The following is a 17882-nucleotide window of genomic DNA, read 5'->3' as shown; positions in this document are numbered from 1 at the left end:
GTGTGGGCCGCAGTGCATAAGCGCACGTGTGCCTTTCATTTGGCAGCCGCGGGATACGTGCAAGAATGCTTGTGTGGCACCGATTGGCCGTCTACAGGGTATCCAGTGAAATTGCGGGTATCCATGCGGGTATCAAGACGATGATGTCGGCATGCACTCTAAGTAAAACAAGTAGATAGGCTTTTTATGCTGCTTATGATCGACAACTACGACAGCTTTACCTACAACCTCGTGCAGTACCTGGGCGAGCTGGGGCAGGAAGTGAAGGTGGTGCGCAACGACGCGATCGATGTCGCCGGCATCCGTGCGCTGCATCCTGGGCACATCATGATTTCGCCGGGGCCGGGCACGCCGGACGATGCGGGCGTGACGCTGCCGCTGCTGCGCGAGATGGCGGGCGAGGTACCGATTTTCGGCGTGTGCCTTGGCCATCAGGCAATCGGGCAGGCGTTTGGCGGCAAGGTGGTGCGCGCCAAGCAGATCATGCACGGCAAGACCTCGCCGATGCATCACCGCGGGCACGGCGTGTTTGCCGGTTTGCCCGAGCCGTTCGAGGCCACGCGCTATCACTCGCTGGTGGTCGAGCAGGCGTCCTTGCCCGAGTGCCTCGAAGTGACGGCGTGGACGGCAAACCCCGACGGTTCGCTGGATGAGATCATGGGCCTCAGGCACAAGACGCTGCCGGTCGAAGGCGTGCAGTTCCACCCCGAGTCGATTCTCACTCGGCAGGGCTACGCCATTCTCGAAAACTTTCTCGGTCTGCCGCACCGGAGGCTTGCCGCATGAGCGCGCGCGAAATCACCATCACCCCGCGGGAAGCCTTGCAGCGCACGATCGAGCACCGCGAGATCTTCCACGACGAAATGATCGCGCTGATGCGCCAGATCATGGCCGGCAAGGTGAGTCCGCTGATGACGGCGGCGATCATCACCGGCCTGCGGGTGAAAAAGGAGACCGTGGGCGAGATCACCGGCGCCGCGCGCGTGATGCGCGAGCTGGCGAACAAGGTCGACGTGGCGGGCGACACCAGCCATCTGCTCGATATCGTTGGTACCGGCGGCGATGGCGCATGCAGTTTCAATATCTCCACCTGCTCGATGTTCGTCGCCGCCGCCTGCGGCGCGCGGGTGGCCAAGCACGGCGGGCGCAGCGTGTCGTCCAAATCGGGCAGCGCCGATGTGCTCGAAGCGCTCGGCGTGCGAATCGACCTGAAGCCCGCGCAGGTCGCGCAATGCCTGGCCGAAACCGGCATCGGTTTCATGTTTGCGCCGAACCACCACCCGGCCATGAAGGCGGTGGCGCCGGTGCGCAAGGAGATGGGCGTGCGCACCATCTTCAACATCCTGGGGCCGCTCACCAACCCGGCCGGCGCACCGAATATCCTGTTGGGCGTGTTTCACCCCGACCTCGTCGGCATCCAGGTGCGCGTGTTGCAGCAACTGGGTGCCCAACGCGCGCTGGTGGTGTGGGGGCGCGACGGCATGGACGAGATTTCGCTTGGCGCCGCCACACTGGTGGGCGAGCTCAAGGATGGCGTGGTGCGCGAGTACGAGATCGAGCCGGAGGATTTCGGCCTGGCCATGGCCTCCAGCCGCAACCTGCGCGTGGCCGATGCGGGCGAATCCAAGGCGATACTGCTTGGCGTGCTCGAAGGCAAAGCCGGTGTGGCGCACGACATCGTGTGCCTGAATGCCGGTGCCGCGCTATACGCTGTCGATCGCGCGGAGTCGATCGAAGCCGGCATTGCGCAGGCACGCGCAGCGATTGCGAGCGGCGCGGCGCGTGCGAAAATGCACGCTTTCGTGGCCGCCACCGTGCGCCTTGCCGCGCAGCCGCAACCGGCTTGACGGCATGACGACGTTTGCGTAACCACGATGCTTTTGACTTTGCACGCCATGACACCCATGACCGACATCCTCAACCGCATCCTCGCCCGCAAGGCGGAAGAAGTCGCCGAGCGCAAGGCGCGGCAGCCGCTGGCCGAGCTGGTGGCACGCATCGCCGACGTGCCGGGCACACGCGGCTTCGCGGCGGCGATCGAAGCGAAAATCAACGCCGGCAAACCGGCGGTAATCGCCGAGGTCAAGAAAGCCAGCCCGAGCAAGGGCGTGATTCGCCCCGATTTCGACCCGGCAAAGATTGCCAAGGGTTACGCGCACGGTGGTGCCACCTGCCTCTCGGTGCTGACCGACGCGGATTTTTTCCAGGGCAGCGAGGCGTTTCTGCAGCAGGCGCGCGATGCTTGCAAACTGCCGGTGCTGCGCAAGGATTTCATCATCGACCCCTACCAGGTGCACGAGGCGCGCGTGATTGGCGCCGATTGCATTTTGCTGATCGTGGCCGCGCTCGACGACGACGTGCTGCTGGAGCTTTCGCTGCAGGCCGCCGAGCTGGATCTGGACGTACTGTGCGAGGTGCATGACGAGGAAGAGCTCGAACGCGCGCAGGCATTGCCGGTGCCGCTGATCGGCGTCAACAACCGCAACCTGCGCAGCTTTGAAACCTCGCTGGAAACCTCATTGCGGCTGCAGGAGCAGATGGAGTACGACCGCATCCTGGTGGCCGAGTCCGGCATCCGCACGCCGGAGGACGTGGCCGTGCTGCGTGCCGGTGGCATCAATGCGTTCCTGGTCGGCGAGGCGTTCATGCGCGCCGAGGACCCCGGTGCGGAACTCAAGCGGCTGTTTGCCACAAAGTGAAACCCATGCCCATGCTGGAAACCGTGCCGCCACCGGCGGCCGGCGCGCCCGCGTCCCCTGCGCGCGTGGTGCTGTTTGATTTCGATGGCGTGCTGTTGCACGGCGACGCGTTCAACCTGTTCATCCGCAACCGCTACGCGCGTTCGTGGCTGCGTTGTTTGCTGGTGCTGCCATATGTGCCGTGGCTCGTCGTGATGTTGCCGTTTTCGCGGCGGCTGGCCGCGCGCGCGCTGGTGCACGCGGCGCTGTTTGGCATGAGCGCCGCGCACTATCGCGCGCGCGCCAGCGCCTATGCAGCGGACCTCGTGCGCCACTCGCGGCGCTTTTGCCGCGATGGCTTGCGCCAGTTGCGCCACCATCAGCAGGCCGGCGAACGGGTGATCGTGGTGACTGGCTGCGAAGAGGCGCTGGTGGGCGCGATCATGCGCGAGCTCGGGCTGGGCGACGTCGAGCTGTGTGCCTCGCGCCTGCGGCCCACCTGGCTCGGCATGCGCACCGGGTTCCACAACGTTGGCGCCAACAAGCTCAAGGTGCTGGCCGAGCACGGCGTGCACGCCTGCCGCTGTGCCTACACCGACGCGCTGCAGGATGTGCCCATGCTCAAGGTTGCGGCTGAGCCGGTGCTGGTCAACGGCACGCCGAAACTGTGCAAGAAAATGGATGCCGCGCTTGGCCGCGTGGTGGGTCGCGTGGCCTGGCATTGATGGCTTTTTTGCAGTGTCGCCCGGAACGGGCTTCTACGCGGTGATGGCAAGAGCCACGGCTTCCGCGACGCGGATGCCGTCCACCGCGGCGGAGAGGATGCCGCCGGCGTAGCCCGCGCCTTCGCCGGCGGGGTACAGGCCGTGGGTATTGACGCTTTGCAGGTCGCCGTCGTTGCGGCGGATGCGCACGGGTGACGAGGTGCGGGTCTCGACGCCGGTGAGCATCGCGTCGGGCAGGGAGTAGCCGCGGATCTGGCGCTCGAACGCCGGGATCGCCGCACGGATGGCGGCGATGGCGTAGTCAGGCAGCGCGGTGGAGAGATCGGTGAGCTGCACGCCGGGCTGGTAGGACGGCACGACGTCGCCAAGGGCGCGCGTGGCGCGGCCGGCGAGGAAATCACCCACCCGCTGCGCCGGCGCGCTGTAGTCGCCGCCGCCGAGCTGGTAGGCGTGCGACTCCCAGTGCCGCTGCAACGCGATGCCGGCGAGCGGCCCGCTGCCGTAGGCCGCGTAGTCGGCCGGCGCGATGTCGCACACGATGGCCGCGTTGGCGTTGCGCTCGCTGCGCGAGTACTGGCTCATGCCGTTGGTCACCACCCGCTCCGGTTCGCTGGTGGCGGCGACCACGGTGCCGCCGGGGCACATGCAGAAGCTGTACACCGAGCGGCCGGTGCCGAGGTGATGCACCAGGTGATAGTCGGCGGCGCCGAGAATCGGGTTGCCCGCCTGCGGACCGAAACGCGCGTGGTCGATCAAGGATTGCGGATGCTCGATGCGGAAGCCGATCGAGAACGGCTTGGCCTCCAGATGCACGCCGCGGGCGGCGAGCAGCGCGAACAGCTCGCGCGCGCTGTGGCCTGGCGCGAGCACCACGTGGTCGCTGCGCAGCGTGCTGCCGTCGGTCAGGTGCACGCCGCGCACGTGGCGCTCGCCGCGCGCGTCGGTGTCCACGAGAAGATCATCCACGCGCGCACCGAAGCGAATTTCGCCGCCCAGCGCCTCGATGCTGGCGCGCAGACTCTGCACCATCGTCACCAGCCGAAAGGTACCGATGTGCGGTTTGCTGACGGTGAGGATTTCCTCCGGCGCACCGGCCTTGACGAATTCCTCCAGCACCTTGCGGCCGTGATGGAGCGGATCGCGGATCTGACTGTGCAGCTTGCCGTCGGAAAACGTGCCGGCGCCGCCTTCGCCGAACTGCACGTTGGAGTCGGGGTGCAGCTCGCGCTTGCGCCACAGGTCCCAGGTGTCCCTGGTGCGCTCGCGCACCGCCTTGCCGCGTTCGAGCACGATCGGGCGGAAGCCGGACTGGGCGAGGATCAGCGCGGCAAAGATGCCGCACGGCCCGAAGCCGATCACGATCGGCCGGTGTTCGAACTGCTCCGGCGCGCGCGCCACGAAGTGGTAGCCGGTATCCGGTGTGACTTGCACGTGGCGGTCGTCGGCGTGGCGTGCGAGCAGCGCCGGCTCGTCGGCCAGTTCCACGTCCACCGTGTAGATCAGCGCGATGTGCCCGCGCTTGCGCGCGTCGTAGCCGCGGCGCGCCACGCGGAAGCTGCGCAGCGCGGCGCGCGCGATGCCCAGCTTCGCGCAGATGGCGGCGGGCAGCGCCTCCTCGGCGTGGTCGAGCGGCAGCTTGAGATCGGTGAGGCGAAGCATGGCGGGCGGAGGTGGAGAAGATGCGGCGATTCTCGCAGATCGCAGCCGTCAGCCCGAAAAAACGCCCCTGCCGCGAACGGCAAGGGCGGGTTGCAGCGACGAATCAGATCTTGCCGAGGAAATCGCTCTTGCCGATCTGCGTGCCGGCGCGGCGCAGCAGCGCGTAGGCCGTGGTGCAGTGGAAGAAGAAGTTGGGCAGCGCGTACTCGTGCAGATAGGCCTCGCCGCTGAGCTTCACGTCGCCGGAGTGGCGCGGCAGGGTGATGGTGCGGGTTTCCGCGCCGTCGATCTGAGTCGGCTTGAAGCTCTCGATGTAGGCGATGGTGCCGTCGATGCGGGCGTAGAGATCAACCAGTGTGGCCTCGTTGTCGGGGAACGACTTGGCCTCGGCGTTCGCCAGCCGCGCGGCGCTGCGCGCGGCGGTATCGCAGGCGATCTGCACCTGCTTCACCAGCGGGAACATGTCGGGGATCAGCCGCGTCTGCAGCAGTACGGCGTCGCTGACGTTGTGGCTTTTCGCCCATGCCTCGCCCTGTTGCAGCACGTGGCGCAGGTTGCGCAGCGCGCGGGCGAAAACGGCGATGGAAGATTGGTGCATCGAAAGACTCATGACGTTTGCTCCATGGAACCGGGGGAAGAATCCTTGTGGCTGCCGCCATTGTCGGCGGTTCGCATCCGCATCGCACGCAGCGCGACCCAGACCGCCAGCGCGCACAGCAGCGCGGCCAGCAGGAACGCGGCGCCGGGCAGGTGCGGCACCGGCGCGTGCTTGCTGATGGACAGCGCGAACAGATCGGCGAACAGCACCGGGCCGACGATGCCGGCGAGCCCGCGCAGGCTGGACAGCGCGCCCTGCAGGCGGCCCTGTTCGTGCGGATCGACCTGATGCGTCATCAGCGATTGCGCCGGCGGGCCGGCGAGGCCGCCGAGGCTGAACACCGGGATGGCGAGGATGAACAGCGTCACCGAACCGGCCAGCCCGAACAGCAGGTAGCCGGCCACGCACAACGCCAGGCCGGCGATGATCATGCGCCGCTCGCCCAGCCGCGGCATCAGCCGGCGCACCATCCCGCCCTGCACGATGCCGGCACACACGCCGAGCAGCGCCAGCGCATAGCCGACCGCCTGCGGGCCCCAGCCGAAGCGGTAATCGGCATACAGCACGTAGGTGGAGTTGAGCGAGAACTGCGCGAGGTTGATCAGGAAAAACACCACCGCCAGGCCGAACACCTGCGGGTAGCGGCGCAGCAGCACGATGGCGCCCAGCGGGTTCGCGTCGCGCCAGACAACCCGCGGCGTGCGGCGCTCCTTCGGCAGCGACTCGGGCAGCACGAACCAGCCGTAGACGAAATTGGCCAGCGCCAGCGCAGCGGCGACCCAGAACGGCAGGCGCAGGTGCCAGTGGCCGAGCACGCCACCCAGCGCGGGCCCGAGCACGAAGCCGATGCTGAAGGCCGCGCCCAGCATGCCAAATGCCGCCGCGCGTTTTTCATGCGGTACCACGTCGGCAATGTAGGCGTTGGCGGTGGAGAAACTCGCCGAGCAGATACCCGACACCGCACGGCCGATGAGCAGCAGCCACATCACCGGCGCCAGCGCCATCAGGATGAAATCCACACCGAGCCCGAAGCTCGACACCAGGATCACCGCGCGCCGCCCGTAGCGGTCCGACAGCGCGCCCTGCACCGGCGAAAACACGAACTGCATCAGCATGAACAAGGTGCTGATGACGCCCACCCACATCGCCGCGTGCGCCAGCCCGCCGCCGGTCAGCTCCAGCACCAGGTGCGGCAGCACCGGGATGATGATGCCGAACGCCAGCATGTCGAGCGTGACGGTGACGAAGATGAAGGCGAGCGCGGCATGGTGGCGCGACGCAGAGAGGGCAGGCTCGTTCATGCAGGCGGAAACGGCAACGAATGGACAACGATAACGCAGTGCCGCACCGTGCGGCTGGCCCGTGGCGAAATGCGCCGGTCAGCCCGGCGGCGCCGTGAGTTCTTGCGCGTCGAGGCAGCCGGTATGGCGGCGGTCGAGCCGATGAAACTGGCGGTGCAGATCGGCTTGCCACTGCGTGCGCGTGACCGGCTTGCCATGGTGGCCAGGCAGCTCTTCGGCTGCGAGCGCGCCATCGTGGTTGGTGTCCATCTGGTCGAAACCGCGCATCATGTAGGCCACGTATTCCGCCTCGCTCACGCAGCCATCGCCGTCGGTGTCGAATTGATCCAGGTAGGCGTGGCGCGTGGTTTGCGCCGCCGCCGCGAGCGGCAGCAGCGCAAGCAGCGCGGCGACTGCCGCGGCTCTCACCGCCGCATGCTGCCGTGCAGGCCTATGAATTCGAGGAACTCCGCGCGGGTGCGGGCGTCGTTGCGGAACGCGCCGAGCATGTGGCTGGTGATCATCGACACCCCCGTCTTGTGCACGCCGCGGGTGGTCATGCAGCCGTGGGTGGCGTCGATCACCACCGCGACGCCGGCCGGCTGCAGCGTGTCCTGGATGCACTGGGCGATCTGCGCCGTGAGTTTTTCCTGCACCTGCAGGCGGCGCGCGAAACCGTCGACCACGCGCGCGAGCTTCGAGATGCCGACCACGCGGTTGGTCGGCAGGTAGCCCACGTGCGCGCGGCCGATGATCGGCGCGAGGTGGTGTTCGCAATGGCTCTCGAACTCGATGTCGCGCAGCACCACCATCTCGTCGTAGCCGTCCACTTCCTTGAACGTGCGCAGCAGGAATTCGGCCGGGTCCTCGTCGTAGCCGGAGAACCAGTCGCGGTAGGCGCGCGCGACGCGCGCCGGGGTGTCCAGCAGGCCTTCGCGCGCCGGATCGTCGCCGGCCCAGCGCAGCAGCGTGCGCACGGCGTCTTCGGCCTGTTCGCGGGTGACGGTGCGCGGCGACGGTGGTTCGCTCATGGGATTCTCGAAGGTTCCGAAAGCATCAGTGTAGCGTTCGCGCCCGCTCACGCTTCATCGTCGCCGGCCTCGTCACCGATCTCGTCGTCGACCGCGGGGCCGCCAAGCAGGCGTTGCGCATCGTCGCCGCCAAGCGACTCGACGCCGCGCAGCTTGCGCGCGATCGCGCGGCTGCGCTTGCCGACCAGGTCGTCAAGGTTGTTGCGCGCGCTGTCGAGCTGGCGCTTGGCCTTGTCCAGAATGTCGCCGAACTTGCCGAACTCGGTTTTCACCGCGCCCAGCAGTTGCCACACCTCGCTCGAACGCTGCTGGATCGCCAGCGTGCGAAAGCCCATCTGCAGGCTGTTGAGCAGCGCGCTGAGCGTGGTTGGCCCGGCCACCGTCACCCGCTGCTCGCGCTGCAGTGCCTCGAACAGGCCGGGGCGGCGGATGACTTCGGCGTACAGGCCTTCGGTGGGCAGGAACAGGATGGCGAAGTCGGTGGTGTGCGGCGGGGCCACGTATTTGTCGCGGATGGTCCTGGCCTCGTCGCGGATGCGGCGTTCGAGCGCGAGGGCGGCGGCGCCCGCGGCTTCGGCATCGGCACGCTCCTGGGCGTCGAGCAGGCGCTCGTAGTCCTCGCGCGGAAACTTCGCGTCCACCGGCAGCCATACCGGGTGGTCGCGTTCGGCGCCCGGCAGGCGGATGGCGTATTCCACGCGCTCGTTCGAGCCCGGCACGGTGGCGCAGTTGGCGGCGTACTGGTCGGGCGTGAGCAGTTGTTCCAGCAGCGCGCCGAGCTGCACTTCGCCCAGGATGCCGCGGTTCTTGACGTTGCCCAGCACGCGCTTCAGGTCGCCCACGCCGGTGGCGAGGCTCTGCATTTCGCCCAGCCCGCGCTGTACCGCTTCGAGCCGCTCGGAGACCAGCTTGAACGATTGGCCGAGGCGGTTTTCCAGCGTGTTCTGCAGTTTTTCGTCCACCGTGGCACGCATTTTTTCGAGCTGTGCGGCGTTGTCCTCGCGCAGCGTCTTGAGCTGGCCTTCGAGCGTGGCGCGCACTTCGCCCATGCGCTTTTCGTGCTCGGCGCCGAGCGCGCCCAGGCGTTGCTGCTGCTGCTCGCCGAAGTTCGCCAGTGCCTGTGCCAGCTCGGCGCGGCTCTTGCGCGCGTCCTCGGTGAGCCGCTGGGCCAGGGTGTCCAGTCCGCCACTGGTTTGCGTGGTCAGTGTGGCGAGGCGCTGGCCGAAGCCGTCGATGCGCTCGGCCTGCGCGCGCGACATGCCGTCGAGCTGCTCGTTGACGTGGCCGCGGAAGCGCTCGAAACCCTGCTGCAGCTCCTCGCGGCCGCTGCGTTGTTCCTCGCGCAACGCGCGCTCGAGGCGTTCGTTGTCGTCACGCAGGCCGTCCAGCCGCGTCGCGAGGCCGTCGTCGCCGCGGCCACGCACGAGCAGCACGCCTTGCAGCACGAGCACGAGGATGAGCAGCAACAGCAGGACGATCAGCATGATGGAGCCAGCTTCCATGAACGGGTTTCACGCAGGTAGGATCGACCGGCAGTTTACGACCTGACGTCGCACGGCTTGCGACGCCGGATTCACGCGGCTTTCGCCATCGTCACCGACGACGCCAGCCGCCCAGCGAGGGGAGTGGAGATGGAACATACGCACGATTACCTGATTGTCGGCGGGGGCATGACCGCGGATGCGGCAGCCAAGGCCATTCGCGAAGTGGATGCGGCAGCAAGCATCGGCATCGTCGGCGCCGAGAACCACGCCCCGTACCAGCGCCCACCGCTGTCCAAGGCGCTGTGGAAGGGTGACAAGACGGTGGCCGAGATCGATCTCGGTACTGCCGCCACCGGTGCCACGTTGCACCTCGGCCGACGCGCGGTGATGGCGGACCGCAAGGCGCACGTGGTGCACGACGACCGCGGCGACCAGTACCACTATCGGCGGTTGCTGTTGGCGACCGGTACCAGCCCCAGGCAGTTGCCGCTGGAAGGCGGCGAAAAGATCATTCACTTCCGCACGTTGGACGACTATCAGGCGCTGCGCGGGCAGGTTGAGCGCGGGTCGATCGTCGGCGTGGTCGGCGCCGGTTTCATCGGCGCCGAAATCGCCGCTGCACTTGCCGGCGTGGGCTGCGAGGTGTGCATGTTGTTTCCGGACGCGCACATCGGCGCACTGCGCTACCCCGATGGGTTGGCGAAGTTTCTCGACGACTATTACCGCCAGCACGGCGTGATCGTGCGCAACGACACCCGCATCGCCGGCAGCCAGCCGATTGACGGCGGCGTCGAGCTCACCCTGCCCGAGCGCGAGCTGTTGCGCGTGCAACTGGTGGTAGCCGGGATCGGCGTGGTGCCCAACGTGGCGCTGGCCGAGCAGGCCGGGCTGGCGGTGGACAACGGCATCCTGGTCAACGCGCACATGCGCACCAGCGACCCGGACATCTGGGCCGCCGGCGACGTCGCCAATTTCCGCAGCGATGCGCTCGAACGCAACCTGCGCGTGGAGCACGAAGACGCCGCGCTTTCGCAGGGCCGCGTTGCCGGCCTGTCGATGGCCGGCAAGGACGCCAGCTACGACACTCTGCCGTTCTTCTATTCCGACCTGTTCGACCTGGGCTACGAGGCCGTCGGCCTGCTCGACGCGCGCCTGCAGATGGTCGAGGACTGGAAGGTGCCGTACCGCGAAGGGGTCGTGTATTACCTCGAGCACGGCCGCGTGCGCGGCGTGCTGCTGTGGAACGTGTGGGGCCAGGTCGACGCCGCGCGCGCGCTGATCGCGGAGAAGGGGCCGTTCGACGCCACCACGCTCAAGGGGCGGTTGCCGGTGGCGGGGTGATGGCGGCGCTTTAGGTAGAAGCCGGTCGGGCTGAGGCCCGACTGGGCTTTTCGCGAGGTCGTTGTCGGACTGAAGTCCGATCCACGAAGCGCCGCGTCTTGTGGGTCGGGATTCATCCCGACCGGGATTGCCGCAAGCCGCGCGGCGAGACGTCATTCCACCCGGCAGAACACCGCCTTGAGGTAGCGGCTTTCCGGCACGTCGGTGCGCACCGGGTGGTCGGGGCCGGCACCATGCACGCCGAGGATCTGGATCCCGCGCCCGGCGTTGAGCGCCACCCGGCGCAGCATTTCGAGAAAATCCGCGGTGGTGACCAGCCCGGTGCATGAGCAGGTGAGGAGGATGCCGCCGGACGCCAGCGCATCCAGCGCGAGGCGATTCATGGCGAAATATTTTTTCAGCGCGTCGTGGAGCTTGCTGCGGTCGCGCGTGAGCTTCGCCGGGTCGAGCACCACCGCGTCGTAGCGCTCGCCGCGCGCAACGGCGGCGCGCAGCCAGTCGAAAATGTCGGCCTGCTGGAAATCCACCGCCACGCGGTTGGCCTGCGCGTTGGCGCGGGCGATGTCGAGAATGCCGGCATCCATGTCCACGCCAATGGCCGCCTGTGCGCCGTGTGCCCGCGCGTGCACCGCGAAGCCGCCGGCGTTGCAGCACAGGTCGAGCACGCGGCGGCCGCGGGCGAGCTGGGCGAAGCGGCGGCGGTTATCGCGCTGGTCGGCAAAGAAACCGGTCTTGTGGCCGGCGCCGGGGGCGGCGTGGAACGTGAGGCCGAATTCATGCACGGCAACCGGTGCGGGCGGCTCCTCGGCGCGGCAGTCGAAGGATTCCTGCTTCTGCACGTGGGCTTCGGCAAAGCGGTAGATGCGCGCGCCGGGAAACTGCGTGAGCAGCGCGGCGTGGATCGCATCGCGGAACTTCCACATGCCGGCGGCGAAGTATTCGACCACCAGCACGTCGGCGTAACGGTCGACGACCAGGCCGGAAAGCCCGTCGCCCTCGCTGTGCACGACGCGCCAAGCGTCGGTGTCGCGGTCGAGATCCAGCAGCTCGCGGCGCAGGCGCACAGCGCGATCGATGCGCGCGGCGATCCAGTTGGCGTCGATGATTTCATTGGCGTGCTGGGTCAGGAGGCGCAGCGCGATGCGCGCGTGGCCGTTCCAGAAACCGCGGCCGACAAAGCGGCCCTTGGCATCTAGCACGTCGACCACGCTGCCGGGCGGCAGCCGGGTTTCGGGCTTGACCACCTGGGCCGACCACACCCACGGGTGGCCGGGCGCGCGGTCGGATTTGAGCTGGATGGCGGGCAGTGCGGCAGGGGAGTCGGGCATGTGGCCATGATAGCGGTCGTTGTCCGGCTTCCCGCGCCTTGGGCGCCGGCGATCCGGCAAAACAAAGCCCCGGCTTGCGCCGGGGCCTCGTCGTGTCGCGTCGGCCAACCGTCCGGTCAGACCGCTTCCAGCCACCCCCACTGGTCGTTGGTCTTGCCGTTGAACAGGCCGAAGAACAACTCCTGCAGGTGGCGGGTGACCGGGCCGGCCTTGCCGGCGCCGACCTGCTTGCCGTCCACTTCGCGGATCGGGGTGATTTCGGCGGCGGTGCCGCACATGAACACCTCGTCGGCGAGGTAGAGATACTCGCGCGGCAGGTCGCGCTCGATCACCTCGATACCGTTTTCGTGCGCCAGCGTGATCAGCGAGTGGCGGGTGATGCCGGACAGGATCGATGCGCTGGCCGGGGTGGTGTGCAGCGCGCCGTCAAACACCAGGAACAGGTTTTCCCCGGCACCCTCGGACAGCAGGCCGTTCGGCGTAAGGGCAATGCCTTCGCCGAACCCGCGGCTGCGCGCTTCACGCGCGATCAGCTGGCCGGAAAGGTAATTGCCGCCGGCTTTCGCGCCGGCCGGGATGGTGTTGGGGGCAAACCGGTGCCAGCTCGACACGCACGCGGTGATGCCGTTTTCCAGCGCCTCTGGCCCGAGGTAAGGGCCCATCGGCCAGGCGGCAACCGCCACTTCGATCGGGGTTTCGGCCGAGATGCCAAAGCCGCCCAGGCCGCGCCAGGCGACCGGTCGGATATAGGACGCCGTCTGCTTGTTCTTGCGCAACACGTCGCGGCATACCGCCGCGAGTTCCTCGCGCGTGTACGGTAGCGCCATGTCATAGATCTTGGCGGAGTTGTAGAAGCGCTTGAGGTGGTCGGTAAGGCGGAAAATCGCTGCGCCGTCCGGCGTCGCGTAGCTGCGGATGCCTTCGAACACCGAGGAGCCGTAATGCAACGCGTGCGACATCACGTGGGTGGTGGCTTGGGCCCACGGCTTCATCTCGCCGTTCTGCCAAAGCCAATCCGGGTACTGCTGCGCCATGACAATGCTCCATTGGGGGACTGCGTATGGTAGTCCGCGCCCCGCACGCAAGCATGCTGCGCCCGCACGCAATCAGCCGGCGAAACGCAGCCAGAGGCAGCCCGCCCGACGCGCGATCTCGAAACGTGCGCGGCGTCCGCCGGCGCCGCCGGTACGCACTTGCAAGCTGCGGGCGTCAACGGTTTGTGTGGGAGGTGGCGCGCTGGTCGCGGGCGCGGCTTCGGTTTCTTCCTCGTCGCCCAGATGGATGCCGATCAGTGGCGCGCGCACCAGCGCGTCCAGGGTGCGGATATCGCCCACGGCTGCATGGCTGCCGTAGCCGCGCCACAGCATGAGGCCGGCGAGTCGGTTGGGGTCGCGTGCGGCGAAGGCGTCGATCACGTGCTGGCGCAACGCTGCGGGCGAGGCAGCGCAACGCTGCAGCGGGACCGGCCCACCTGTCGGCCCTGCTGCGCTGCGCGCGGCAGCGGGTTGCTGCACCGGTGTGGCAGCCAGCGTGGCGCAGGGTTGATCGCTGAACACCGGCGAGCCATGGGCGTCGATGCAGCGATGCACGGTGGTTTGCGCGTGCGCCGGCAAGGCGCAGGCAAGCAAGGCCAGCCACCACAGGAAGATCGTGCAACGCATGGCCTCGAGCGTAGCGTGTGCGCCCGCCGCGAACCGTGCGTCAGTCGAGCTGCTCCAGCACCGCACGGGTCGCCCGCACGCGGTTGAGCGTGTAGAAATGCAGCCCCGGCGCACCGCCATCGAGCAGCCGGCGACATAGTTGCGCCACCACTTCGGCGCCCAGCGCGCGGATCGACGCGGCATCGTCGCCGTGCGCCTGCATGCGCTTGCCGATCCAGCGCGGAATCTCGGCGCCACACATGTCGGAGAACCGCTGCAGCTGGCTGTAATTGGCGATCGGCATGATGCCCGGCACCACCGGCACGTTCACCCCGAGCTTGCGCACATCGTCGACAAAGCGGAAATACGCATCCGGGTTGAAAAAGTACTGGGTGATGGCGCCGTTTGCGCCGGCGTCCACCTTGGCCTTGAAGTTGCGCAGGTCGGCATGCGCGTTTTCCGCCTGCGGGTGGGTTTCCGGGTAGGCGGCCACCTCAATGTGGAACTGATCTCCGGCGTGCTCGCGGATGAAACGCACCAGCTCGGCGGCGTAGCGGAAATCGCCCGGCGAAGCCATGCCCGAGGGCAGGTCGCCGCGCAGCGCGACGATGCGCCGAAAGCCCGCTGTCCGGTACTGGTCGAGCAGCGCGGCAATCTCCGCGCGGCTGCCGCCCATGCATGACAGGTGCGGGGCCACCTTGAGCCCGTGGGTCTGCTTGAGGTGCTGCGCGGTTTCCGCGGTGTAGCTGAGGGTGGAGCCCCCGGCGCCGAAGGTCACCGAGACGTAATCCGGGTGCCAGGCCAGCAGCTGCGCAGCGGTCTGGTCGAGCTGCGCGCGCTGTTCGTCGGTCTTGGGCGGAAAGAATTCAAAGCTGAACGCGGCCATGGAGGTCCTTCGGGGCGTGGCGGCAGTCATTGTATACATCTATCGCGATGCAAAGATAGACGTCCGAATGCATAAGGTAGGAAATGCCCTGCCGGCGCTTGGGCTACGCTGGCGGCCGGTTTCCGCAGCGACCCTGCCATGTCGATCGAACTCACCCCGTTTGCCCGTGCCCGCCTGTTTCCGCGCGAGGCGCGGGCCAACACCATTCGCGACTGCACGCCCGAAAGCTTTGTCGAACGCCTGAACGCCGAGCCGCCGCTGCGTGTGCTGGATGGTTACGCGCCGTTCTGCAAGTTGCATGTCCACCGCAACTGGACCAGTACACGCTGCCTGACCCAGCCCATCACCGACGCCAACCGGCACCTGTTGCGCAGCGGTTACGAGGCGCGCACCAAGACCGAACTGCCGGTGCTGGTGCGCTGGTTCGAAGGCGTCGAGCCGCCGGTGGCCGAATACCTCGTCGTGATTCTTTACAGCCGCGAGCAACTGGCCAAGGAGCACGAGCCGATCACTGCCCAGTGGGGCATCGTTGGTTGCCTGTATACGCTGGCGCCGGAAGAAATCCCGATGGCGCCGATCACCATGATGCGCAACGCGCTGGGCGTCGACGAGGGCGGTTCCGGCGTGCCGCTCAACCACGCCGCGTACCGCCACAGCGTGGATTTCTGGGAGCGGCATGCGAACTGGCGGGCGTGATGGGGCATGGTTGAATGCCGCGTGCCGCTCCGGTGATCGGTAGGGCGGGATGTATGCCGACCGGGGCTGTGATGTGAGACGGTCCGCCGGTGACGCACCGTTGCCGTTGTACGCACCTTTGTTTAAACCGCGTATAAACATCGGACAGGACATGCCATGACGAGCGTCGAGCTGGACATCAAGCACTGGGGCAACAATCTCGGCGTGCGCTTGCCTGCGGCCATCGTGCGCGCAGCCCGTCTGCGCGCGGATCAACGGGTGAGCGTGGCGGTGGAAGATGGCCGCGTGGTGGTGACGCCAATGGAAGGCGTGCCACTGACGCTCGAACAACGGTTGGCCCGGTTCGATCCACGCAAGCACGGCGGCGAGGCCATGGTTGCCGATGGGCGAATCGGTGCCGAACGGTGGTAGCCAAGGCGAAGCAGAGCTGGGTACCGGATCGTCAGGATGTGATCTGGATCGACTGCAGCCCGCAGGCCGGGCGGGAAATGCGCGATGTGCGTCCGTTCCTGGTGCTTTCGCCACGAGCCTTCAATGAACACACCTCGCTGGTCGTCGGACTGCCCATGACGACGGCCGCCCATAACGCCTCCAACCCGTTCGCGGTCGCGGCAGGTGTGGTCGGCGGACGCAAAGCCGGCGCAACCGGCTATGTGCTGTGCCACCAGCCCAAGTCGTTCGACTGGCGCCTGCGCGGCGGCAGGCCGCATCCGATGCGCAGCCTGGATGACCGGCCGTTTGCCGAGGTGCTGCTGGTACTGAACCAGATTGTGCAGCTGGCCTGAAACACAACGGGCGCCCCGCGGCGCCCGTTGTGTTTCACCGGCTTGAACCAGCGGCTCAATAACGGTAATGCCCCGCCTTGTACGGCCCTTCCACCGGCACGCCGAGGTAGGCGGCCTGCTTGGCGGTGAGCGTGGTGAGCTTCACGCCGATCTTGTCCAGGTGCAGGCGGGCGACCTCCTCGTCGAGCTTCTTCGGCAGCATGTAGACCTTGGGCTGGTAGCTGTCCTTGTGTTCCCACAGGTCGATCTGCGCCAGCGTCTGGTTGGCGAAGCTGTTGCTCATCACGAAGCTCGGGTGACCGGTGGCGCAGCCGAGGTTCACCAGCCGGCCTTCGGCGAGCAGGAAGATCGCGTGGCCATCCTTGAAGGTGTACTTGTCCACCTGCGGCTTGATGTTGAGGCGCACCGCGCCGCACTCGTTCAGCGCGTCCACCTGGATCTCGTTGTCGAAGTGGCCGATGTTGCAGACGATGGCCTGGTCCTTCATCGCCTGCATGTGTTCCAGCCGGATGATGTCGCAGTTGCCGGTGGTGGTGACGTAGATGTCGCCCACGCCGAGCGTGGATTCCACCGTGTTCACCTCGAAGCCTTCCATCGCCGCCTGCAGCGCGCAGATCGGGTCGACCTCGGTCACGATCACGCGCGCGCCGTAGTTGCGCAGGGAGTGCGAGCAGCCCTTGCCGACGTCGCCGTAGCCGCACACCACGGCCACCTTGCCGGCGAGCATCACGTCCATCGCGCGCTTCAGGCCGTCGGCCAGCGATTCGCGGCAGCCGTACAGGTTGTCGAATTTGCTCTTGGTCACCGAGTCGTTGACGTTGATCGCCGGCACCAGCAGCTTGCCCGCCTCGGCGAGCTGGTAGAGGCGGTGCACGCCGGTGGTGGTTTCCTCGGAAACGCCCTTCCAGTCGCGCACCACGGTGTGCCAGAAACCCGGGCGCTCCTGCGCCACGCGCTTCAGCAGGTTCTTGATGACCTGCTCCTCGTGGCTGCCGGCGGCGCCGTTGACCCAGTCGCTGCCGTTTTCCAGCTCGTAGCCCTTGTGGATCAGGAGCGTGGCGTCGCCGCCGTCGTCCACCACCAGCTGCGGGCCGAGAAAGCCGCCGTTGCCGTCGGGGAAGGAGAGCGCGGCGAGCGTGCAATCCCAGTATTCCTCCAGCGTCTCGCCCTTCCAGGCGAACACCGGGGTGCCGGTGGCGGCGATCGCGGCCGCGGCGTGGTCCTGGGTGCTGAAAATGTTGCACGAAGCCCAGCGCACGTCGGCGCCCACGGCTTTCAGCGTCTCGATCAGCACCGCGGTCTGGATCGTCATGTGCAGCGAGCCGGACACGCGCACGCCCTTGAGCGGCTGCGTGGCGGCGTGCTTCTTGCGGATCGCCATCAGGCCGGGCATTTCGTGCTCGGCAATGTCGAGCTCCTTGCGGCCGAAATCGGCGAGACCGATGTCGCGCACCTTGTTGGCGGCGGTGGCGAGGATCTGGGTGACAGCGTTCATGCGTACTCCGGTTCTTGTAGGGGGCCGGCCGTGTGGCCGGTGCCGCGCCGCGCCTGTCAGACAGGTGCATTGCAGCCAACCGGGCGCCGTTGCAGTCAGGTTCCGCCGAGCCTGGCCACGGTTCGATTGCCGTGGTCGCAGCGCCCCTCGACGGGAGCTGCAAAGTATAGCGGCGCACCTGCCACGCGCAGACCGTTGCGGGCTGGGGAGTCGGGGATGGCAGCGACGCCAGCCGCTGCGACCGCATCCGTCCTGG

At 67.4% G+C, this 17882-nt stretch carries 19 protein-coding genes and 1 riboswitch; of the genes, 8 read left to right on the top strand and 11 right to left on the bottom strand.

The genetic code is table 11. The features are described from left to right. The first annotated feature begins 186 nt into the window (after positions 1–186). Genes AC3WP6_RS14045 through AC3WP6_RS14030 form a run of 4 tightly spaced genes read left to right on the top strand, consistent with a single transcriptional unit; the run spans position 187 to position 3403 of the window. Entirely contained in the window at positions 187–786 is a 600-nt protein-coding gene (locus AC3WP6_RS14045; protein WP_492628233.1) for an anthranilate synthase component II, read from the top strand. Beyond that, on the top strand, positions 783–1847 hold the full coding sequence (gene trpD, locus AC3WP6_RS14040; RefSeq protein ID WP_492628232.1) for an anthranilate phosphoribosyltransferase: 1065 nt from the start codon (positions 783–785) through the stop codon (positions 1845–1847). Before AC3WP6_RS14045 ends, trpD begins: the two co-directional genes overlap by 4 nt. Before the next feature lie 57 nt (positions 1848–1904). Next, a complete protein-coding gene (trpC, locus tag AC3WP6_RS14035) occupies positions 1905–2699 on the top strand; it encodes an indole-3-glycerol phosphate synthase TrpC (RefSeq protein ID WP_492628231.1) in 795 nt (264 codons plus the stop codon). Between the two features lie 5 nt (positions 2700–2704). Then, a complete protein-coding gene (locus AC3WP6_RS14030) occupies positions 2705–3403 on the top strand; it encodes an HAD family hydrolase (protein ID WP_492628230.1) in 699 nt (232 codons plus the stop codon). Between the two features lie 33 nt (positions 3404–3436). On the opposite strand, the gene AC3WP6_RS14025 is transcribed toward AC3WP6_RS14030, so the two are convergent. The 6 genes from AC3WP6_RS14025 to AC3WP6_RS14000 form a co-directional block, all read right to left on the bottom strand. Further along, positions 3437–5062: an NAD(P)/FAD-dependent oxidoreductase gene (locus AC3WP6_RS14025; RefSeq protein ID WP_492628229.1), complete on the bottom strand. Its 1626-nt coding sequence runs from the start codon at positions 5060–5062 to the stop codon at positions 3437–3439. 103 nt (positions 5063–5165) lie between these two features. Next, positions 5166–5672, bottom strand: coding sequence for a DUF1993 domain-containing protein (locus tag AC3WP6_RS14020; RefSeq protein WP_492628228.1), 507 nt, complete (start codon positions 5670–5672; stop codon positions 5166–5168). Continuing rightward, positions 5669–6961, bottom strand: coding sequence for a TCR/Tet family MFS transporter (locus AC3WP6_RS14015; protein WP_492628227.1), 1293 nt, complete (start codon positions 6959–6961; stop codon positions 5669–5671). Before AC3WP6_RS14015 ends, AC3WP6_RS14020 begins: the two co-directional genes overlap by 4 nt. 78 nt (positions 6962–7039) lie before the next feature. Continuing rightward, positions 7040–7369, bottom strand: coding sequence for an EF-hand domain-containing protein (locus AC3WP6_RS14010; protein ID WP_492628226.1), 330 nt, complete (start codon positions 7367–7369; stop codon positions 7040–7042). Continuing rightward, a complete protein-coding gene (gene folE / locus AC3WP6_RS14005) occupies positions 7366–7971 on the bottom strand; it encodes a GTP cyclohydrolase I FolE (protein ID WP_492628225.1) in 606 nt (201 codons plus the stop codon). Before folE ends, AC3WP6_RS14010 begins: the two co-directional genes overlap by 4 nt. 47 nt (positions 7972–8018) lie before the next feature. Further along, positions 8019–9473, bottom strand: coding sequence for a DNA recombination protein RmuC (locus AC3WP6_RS14000; protein WP_492628224.1), 1455 nt, complete (start codon positions 9471–9473; stop codon positions 8019–8021). A gap of 129 nt (positions 9474–9602) precedes the next feature. On the opposite strand from AC3WP6_RS14000, the gene AC3WP6_RS13995 reads away from it, so the two are divergent. Next, positions 9603–10796 carry an NAD(P)/FAD-dependent oxidoreductase gene (locus AC3WP6_RS13995; RefSeq protein ID WP_492628223.1) on the top strand — a complete coding sequence of 398 codons (1194 nt, stop codon included), beginning with the start codon at positions 9603–9605 and terminating at the stop codon, positions 10794–10796. Between the two features lie 152 nt (positions 10797–10948). On the opposite strand, the gene AC3WP6_RS13990 is transcribed toward AC3WP6_RS13995, so the two are convergent. The 4 genes from AC3WP6_RS13990 to metF all read right to left on the bottom strand — a co-directional run bounded on the left by AC3WP6_RS13990 (position 10949) and on the right by metF (position 14650). After that, positions 10949–12124: a class I SAM-dependent rRNA methyltransferase gene (locus AC3WP6_RS13990; RefSeq protein WP_492628222.1), complete on the bottom strand. Its 1176-nt coding sequence runs from the start codon at positions 12122–12124 to the stop codon at positions 10949–10951. Between the two features lie 116 nt (positions 12125–12240). Next, positions 12241–13158 carry a branched-chain amino acid transaminase gene (locus AC3WP6_RS13985; RefSeq protein WP_492628221.1) on the bottom strand — a complete coding sequence of 306 codons (918 nt, stop codon included), beginning with the start codon at positions 13156–13158 and terminating at the stop codon, positions 12241–12243. Positions 13159–13230: 72 nt separating this feature from the next. Beyond that, positions 13231–13785: a DUF4124 domain-containing protein gene (locus AC3WP6_RS13980; protein ID WP_492628220.1), complete on the bottom strand. Its 555-nt coding sequence runs from the start codon at positions 13783–13785 to the stop codon at positions 13231–13233. Positions 13786–13825: 40 nt separating this feature from the next. Further along, complete coding sequence (gene metF, locus AC3WP6_RS13975; RefSeq protein ID WP_492628219.1) at positions 13826–14650, bottom strand: methylenetetrahydrofolate reductase [NAD(P)H]; 825 nt, start codon at positions 14648–14650, stop codon at positions 13826–13828. Between the two features lie 138 nt (positions 14651–14788). Between metF and AC3WP6_RS13970 the strand changes: the two genes are divergently transcribed. From AC3WP6_RS13970 to AC3WP6_RS13960, 3 genes are all read left to right on the top strand, one after another. Further along, positions 14789–15346, top strand: a complete 558-nt coding sequence (locus tag AC3WP6_RS13970; protein ID WP_492628218.1) for a DUF3228 family protein — start codon at positions 14789–14791, stop codon at positions 15344–15346. Between the two features lie 156 nt (positions 15347–15502). After that, entirely contained in the window at positions 15503–15757 is a 255-nt protein-coding gene (locus tag AC3WP6_RS13965) for an AbrB/MazE/SpoVT family DNA-binding domain-containing protein (protein WP_492628217.1), read from the top strand. After that, complete coding sequence (locus AC3WP6_RS13960) at positions 15751–16131, top strand: type II toxin-antitoxin system PemK/MazF family toxin (RefSeq protein ID WP_492628216.1); 381 nt, start codon at positions 15751–15753, stop codon at positions 16129–16131. Before AC3WP6_RS13965 ends, AC3WP6_RS13960 begins: the two co-directional genes overlap by 7 nt. A 55-nt stretch (positions 16132–16186) precedes the next feature. Here the strand turns inward: AC3WP6_RS13960 and ahcY are convergent, their stop codons facing one another. Further along, positions 16187–17626 carry an adenosylhomocysteinase gene (gene ahcY / locus AC3WP6_RS13955; RefSeq protein WP_492628215.1) on the bottom strand — a complete coding sequence of 480 codons (1440 nt, stop codon included), beginning with the start codon at positions 17624–17626 and terminating at the stop codon, positions 16187–16189. A 74-nt stretch (positions 17627–17700) separates the two neighbouring features. Further along, positions 17701–17781, bottom strand: a riboswitch (S-adenosyl-L-homocysteine riboswitch). Positions 17782–17882: the final 101 nt, after the last annotated feature.

The sequence above is a fragment of the Rhodanobacter sp. FW106-HT46G03 genome (assembly GCF_058789895.1).
The sequence above is the reverse complement of the archived record's forward strand: the minus strand, read 5'-3'. Positions and strand labels throughout refer to the sequence as shown.

Coding starts and splice junctions, on each gene's coding strand:
- AC3WP6_RS13985 (WP_492628221.1), bottom strand. CDS start 13,158: ATGGCGCAGCAGTACCCGGATTGGCTTTGGCAGAACGGCGAGATGAAG.
- AC3WP6_RS14020 (WP_492628228.1), bottom strand. CDS start 5,672: ATGAGTCTTTCGATGCACCAATCTTCCATCGCCGTTTTCGCCCGCGCG.
- ahcY (WP_492628215.1), bottom strand. CDS start 17,626: ATGAACGCTGTCACCCAGATCCTCGCCACCGCCGCCAACAAGGTGCGC.
- AC3WP6_RS14000 (WP_492628224.1), bottom strand. CDS start 9,473: ATGGAAGCTGGCTCCATCATGCTGATCGTCCTGCTGTTGCTGCTCATC.
- trpC (WP_492628231.1), top strand. CDS start 1,905: ATGACCGACATCCTCAACCGCATCCTCGCCCGCAAGGCGGAAGAAGTC.
- AC3WP6_RS14025 (WP_492628229.1), bottom strand. CDS start 5,062: ATGCTTCGCCTCACCGATCTCAAGCTGCCGCTCGACCACGCCGAGGAG.
- metF (WP_492628219.1), bottom strand. CDS start 14,650: ATGGCCGCGTTCAGCTTTGAATTCTTTCCGCCCAAGACCGACGAACAG.
- AC3WP6_RS13980 (WP_492628220.1), bottom strand. CDS start 13,785: ATGCGTTGCACGATCTTCCTGTGGTGGCTGGCCTTGCTTGCCTGCGCC.
- AC3WP6_RS13990 (WP_492628222.1), bottom strand. CDS start 12,124: ATGCCCGACTCCCCTGCCGCACTGCCCGCCATCCAGCTCAAATCCGAC.
- AC3WP6_RS13965 (WP_492628217.1), top strand. CDS start 15,503: ATGACGAGCGTCGAGCTGGACATCAAGCACTGGGGCAACAATCTCGGC.
- folE (WP_492628225.1), bottom strand. CDS start 7,971: ATGAGCGAACCACCGTCGCCGCGCACCGTCACCCGCGAACAGGCCGAA.
- trpD (WP_492628232.1), top strand. CDS start 783: ATGAGCGCGCGCGAAATCACCATCACCCCGCGGGAAGCCTTGCAGCGC.
- AC3WP6_RS14015 (WP_492628227.1), bottom strand. CDS start 6,961: ATGAACGAGCCTGCCCTCTCTGCGTCGCGCCACCATGCCGCGCTCGCC.
- AC3WP6_RS13970 (WP_492628218.1), top strand. CDS start 14,789: ATGTCGATCGAACTCACCCCGTTTGCCCGTGCCCGCCTGTTTCCGCGC.
- AC3WP6_RS14045 (WP_492628233.1), top strand. CDS start 187: ATGCTGCTTATGATCGACAACTACGACAGCTTTACCTACAACCTCGTG.
- AC3WP6_RS13995 (WP_492628223.1), top strand. CDS start 9,603: ATGGAACATACGCACGATTACCTGATTGTCGGCGGGGGCATGACCGCG.
- AC3WP6_RS14030 (WP_492628230.1), top strand. CDS start 2,705: ATGCCCATGCTGGAAACCGTGCCGCCACCGGCGGCCGGCGCGCCCGCG.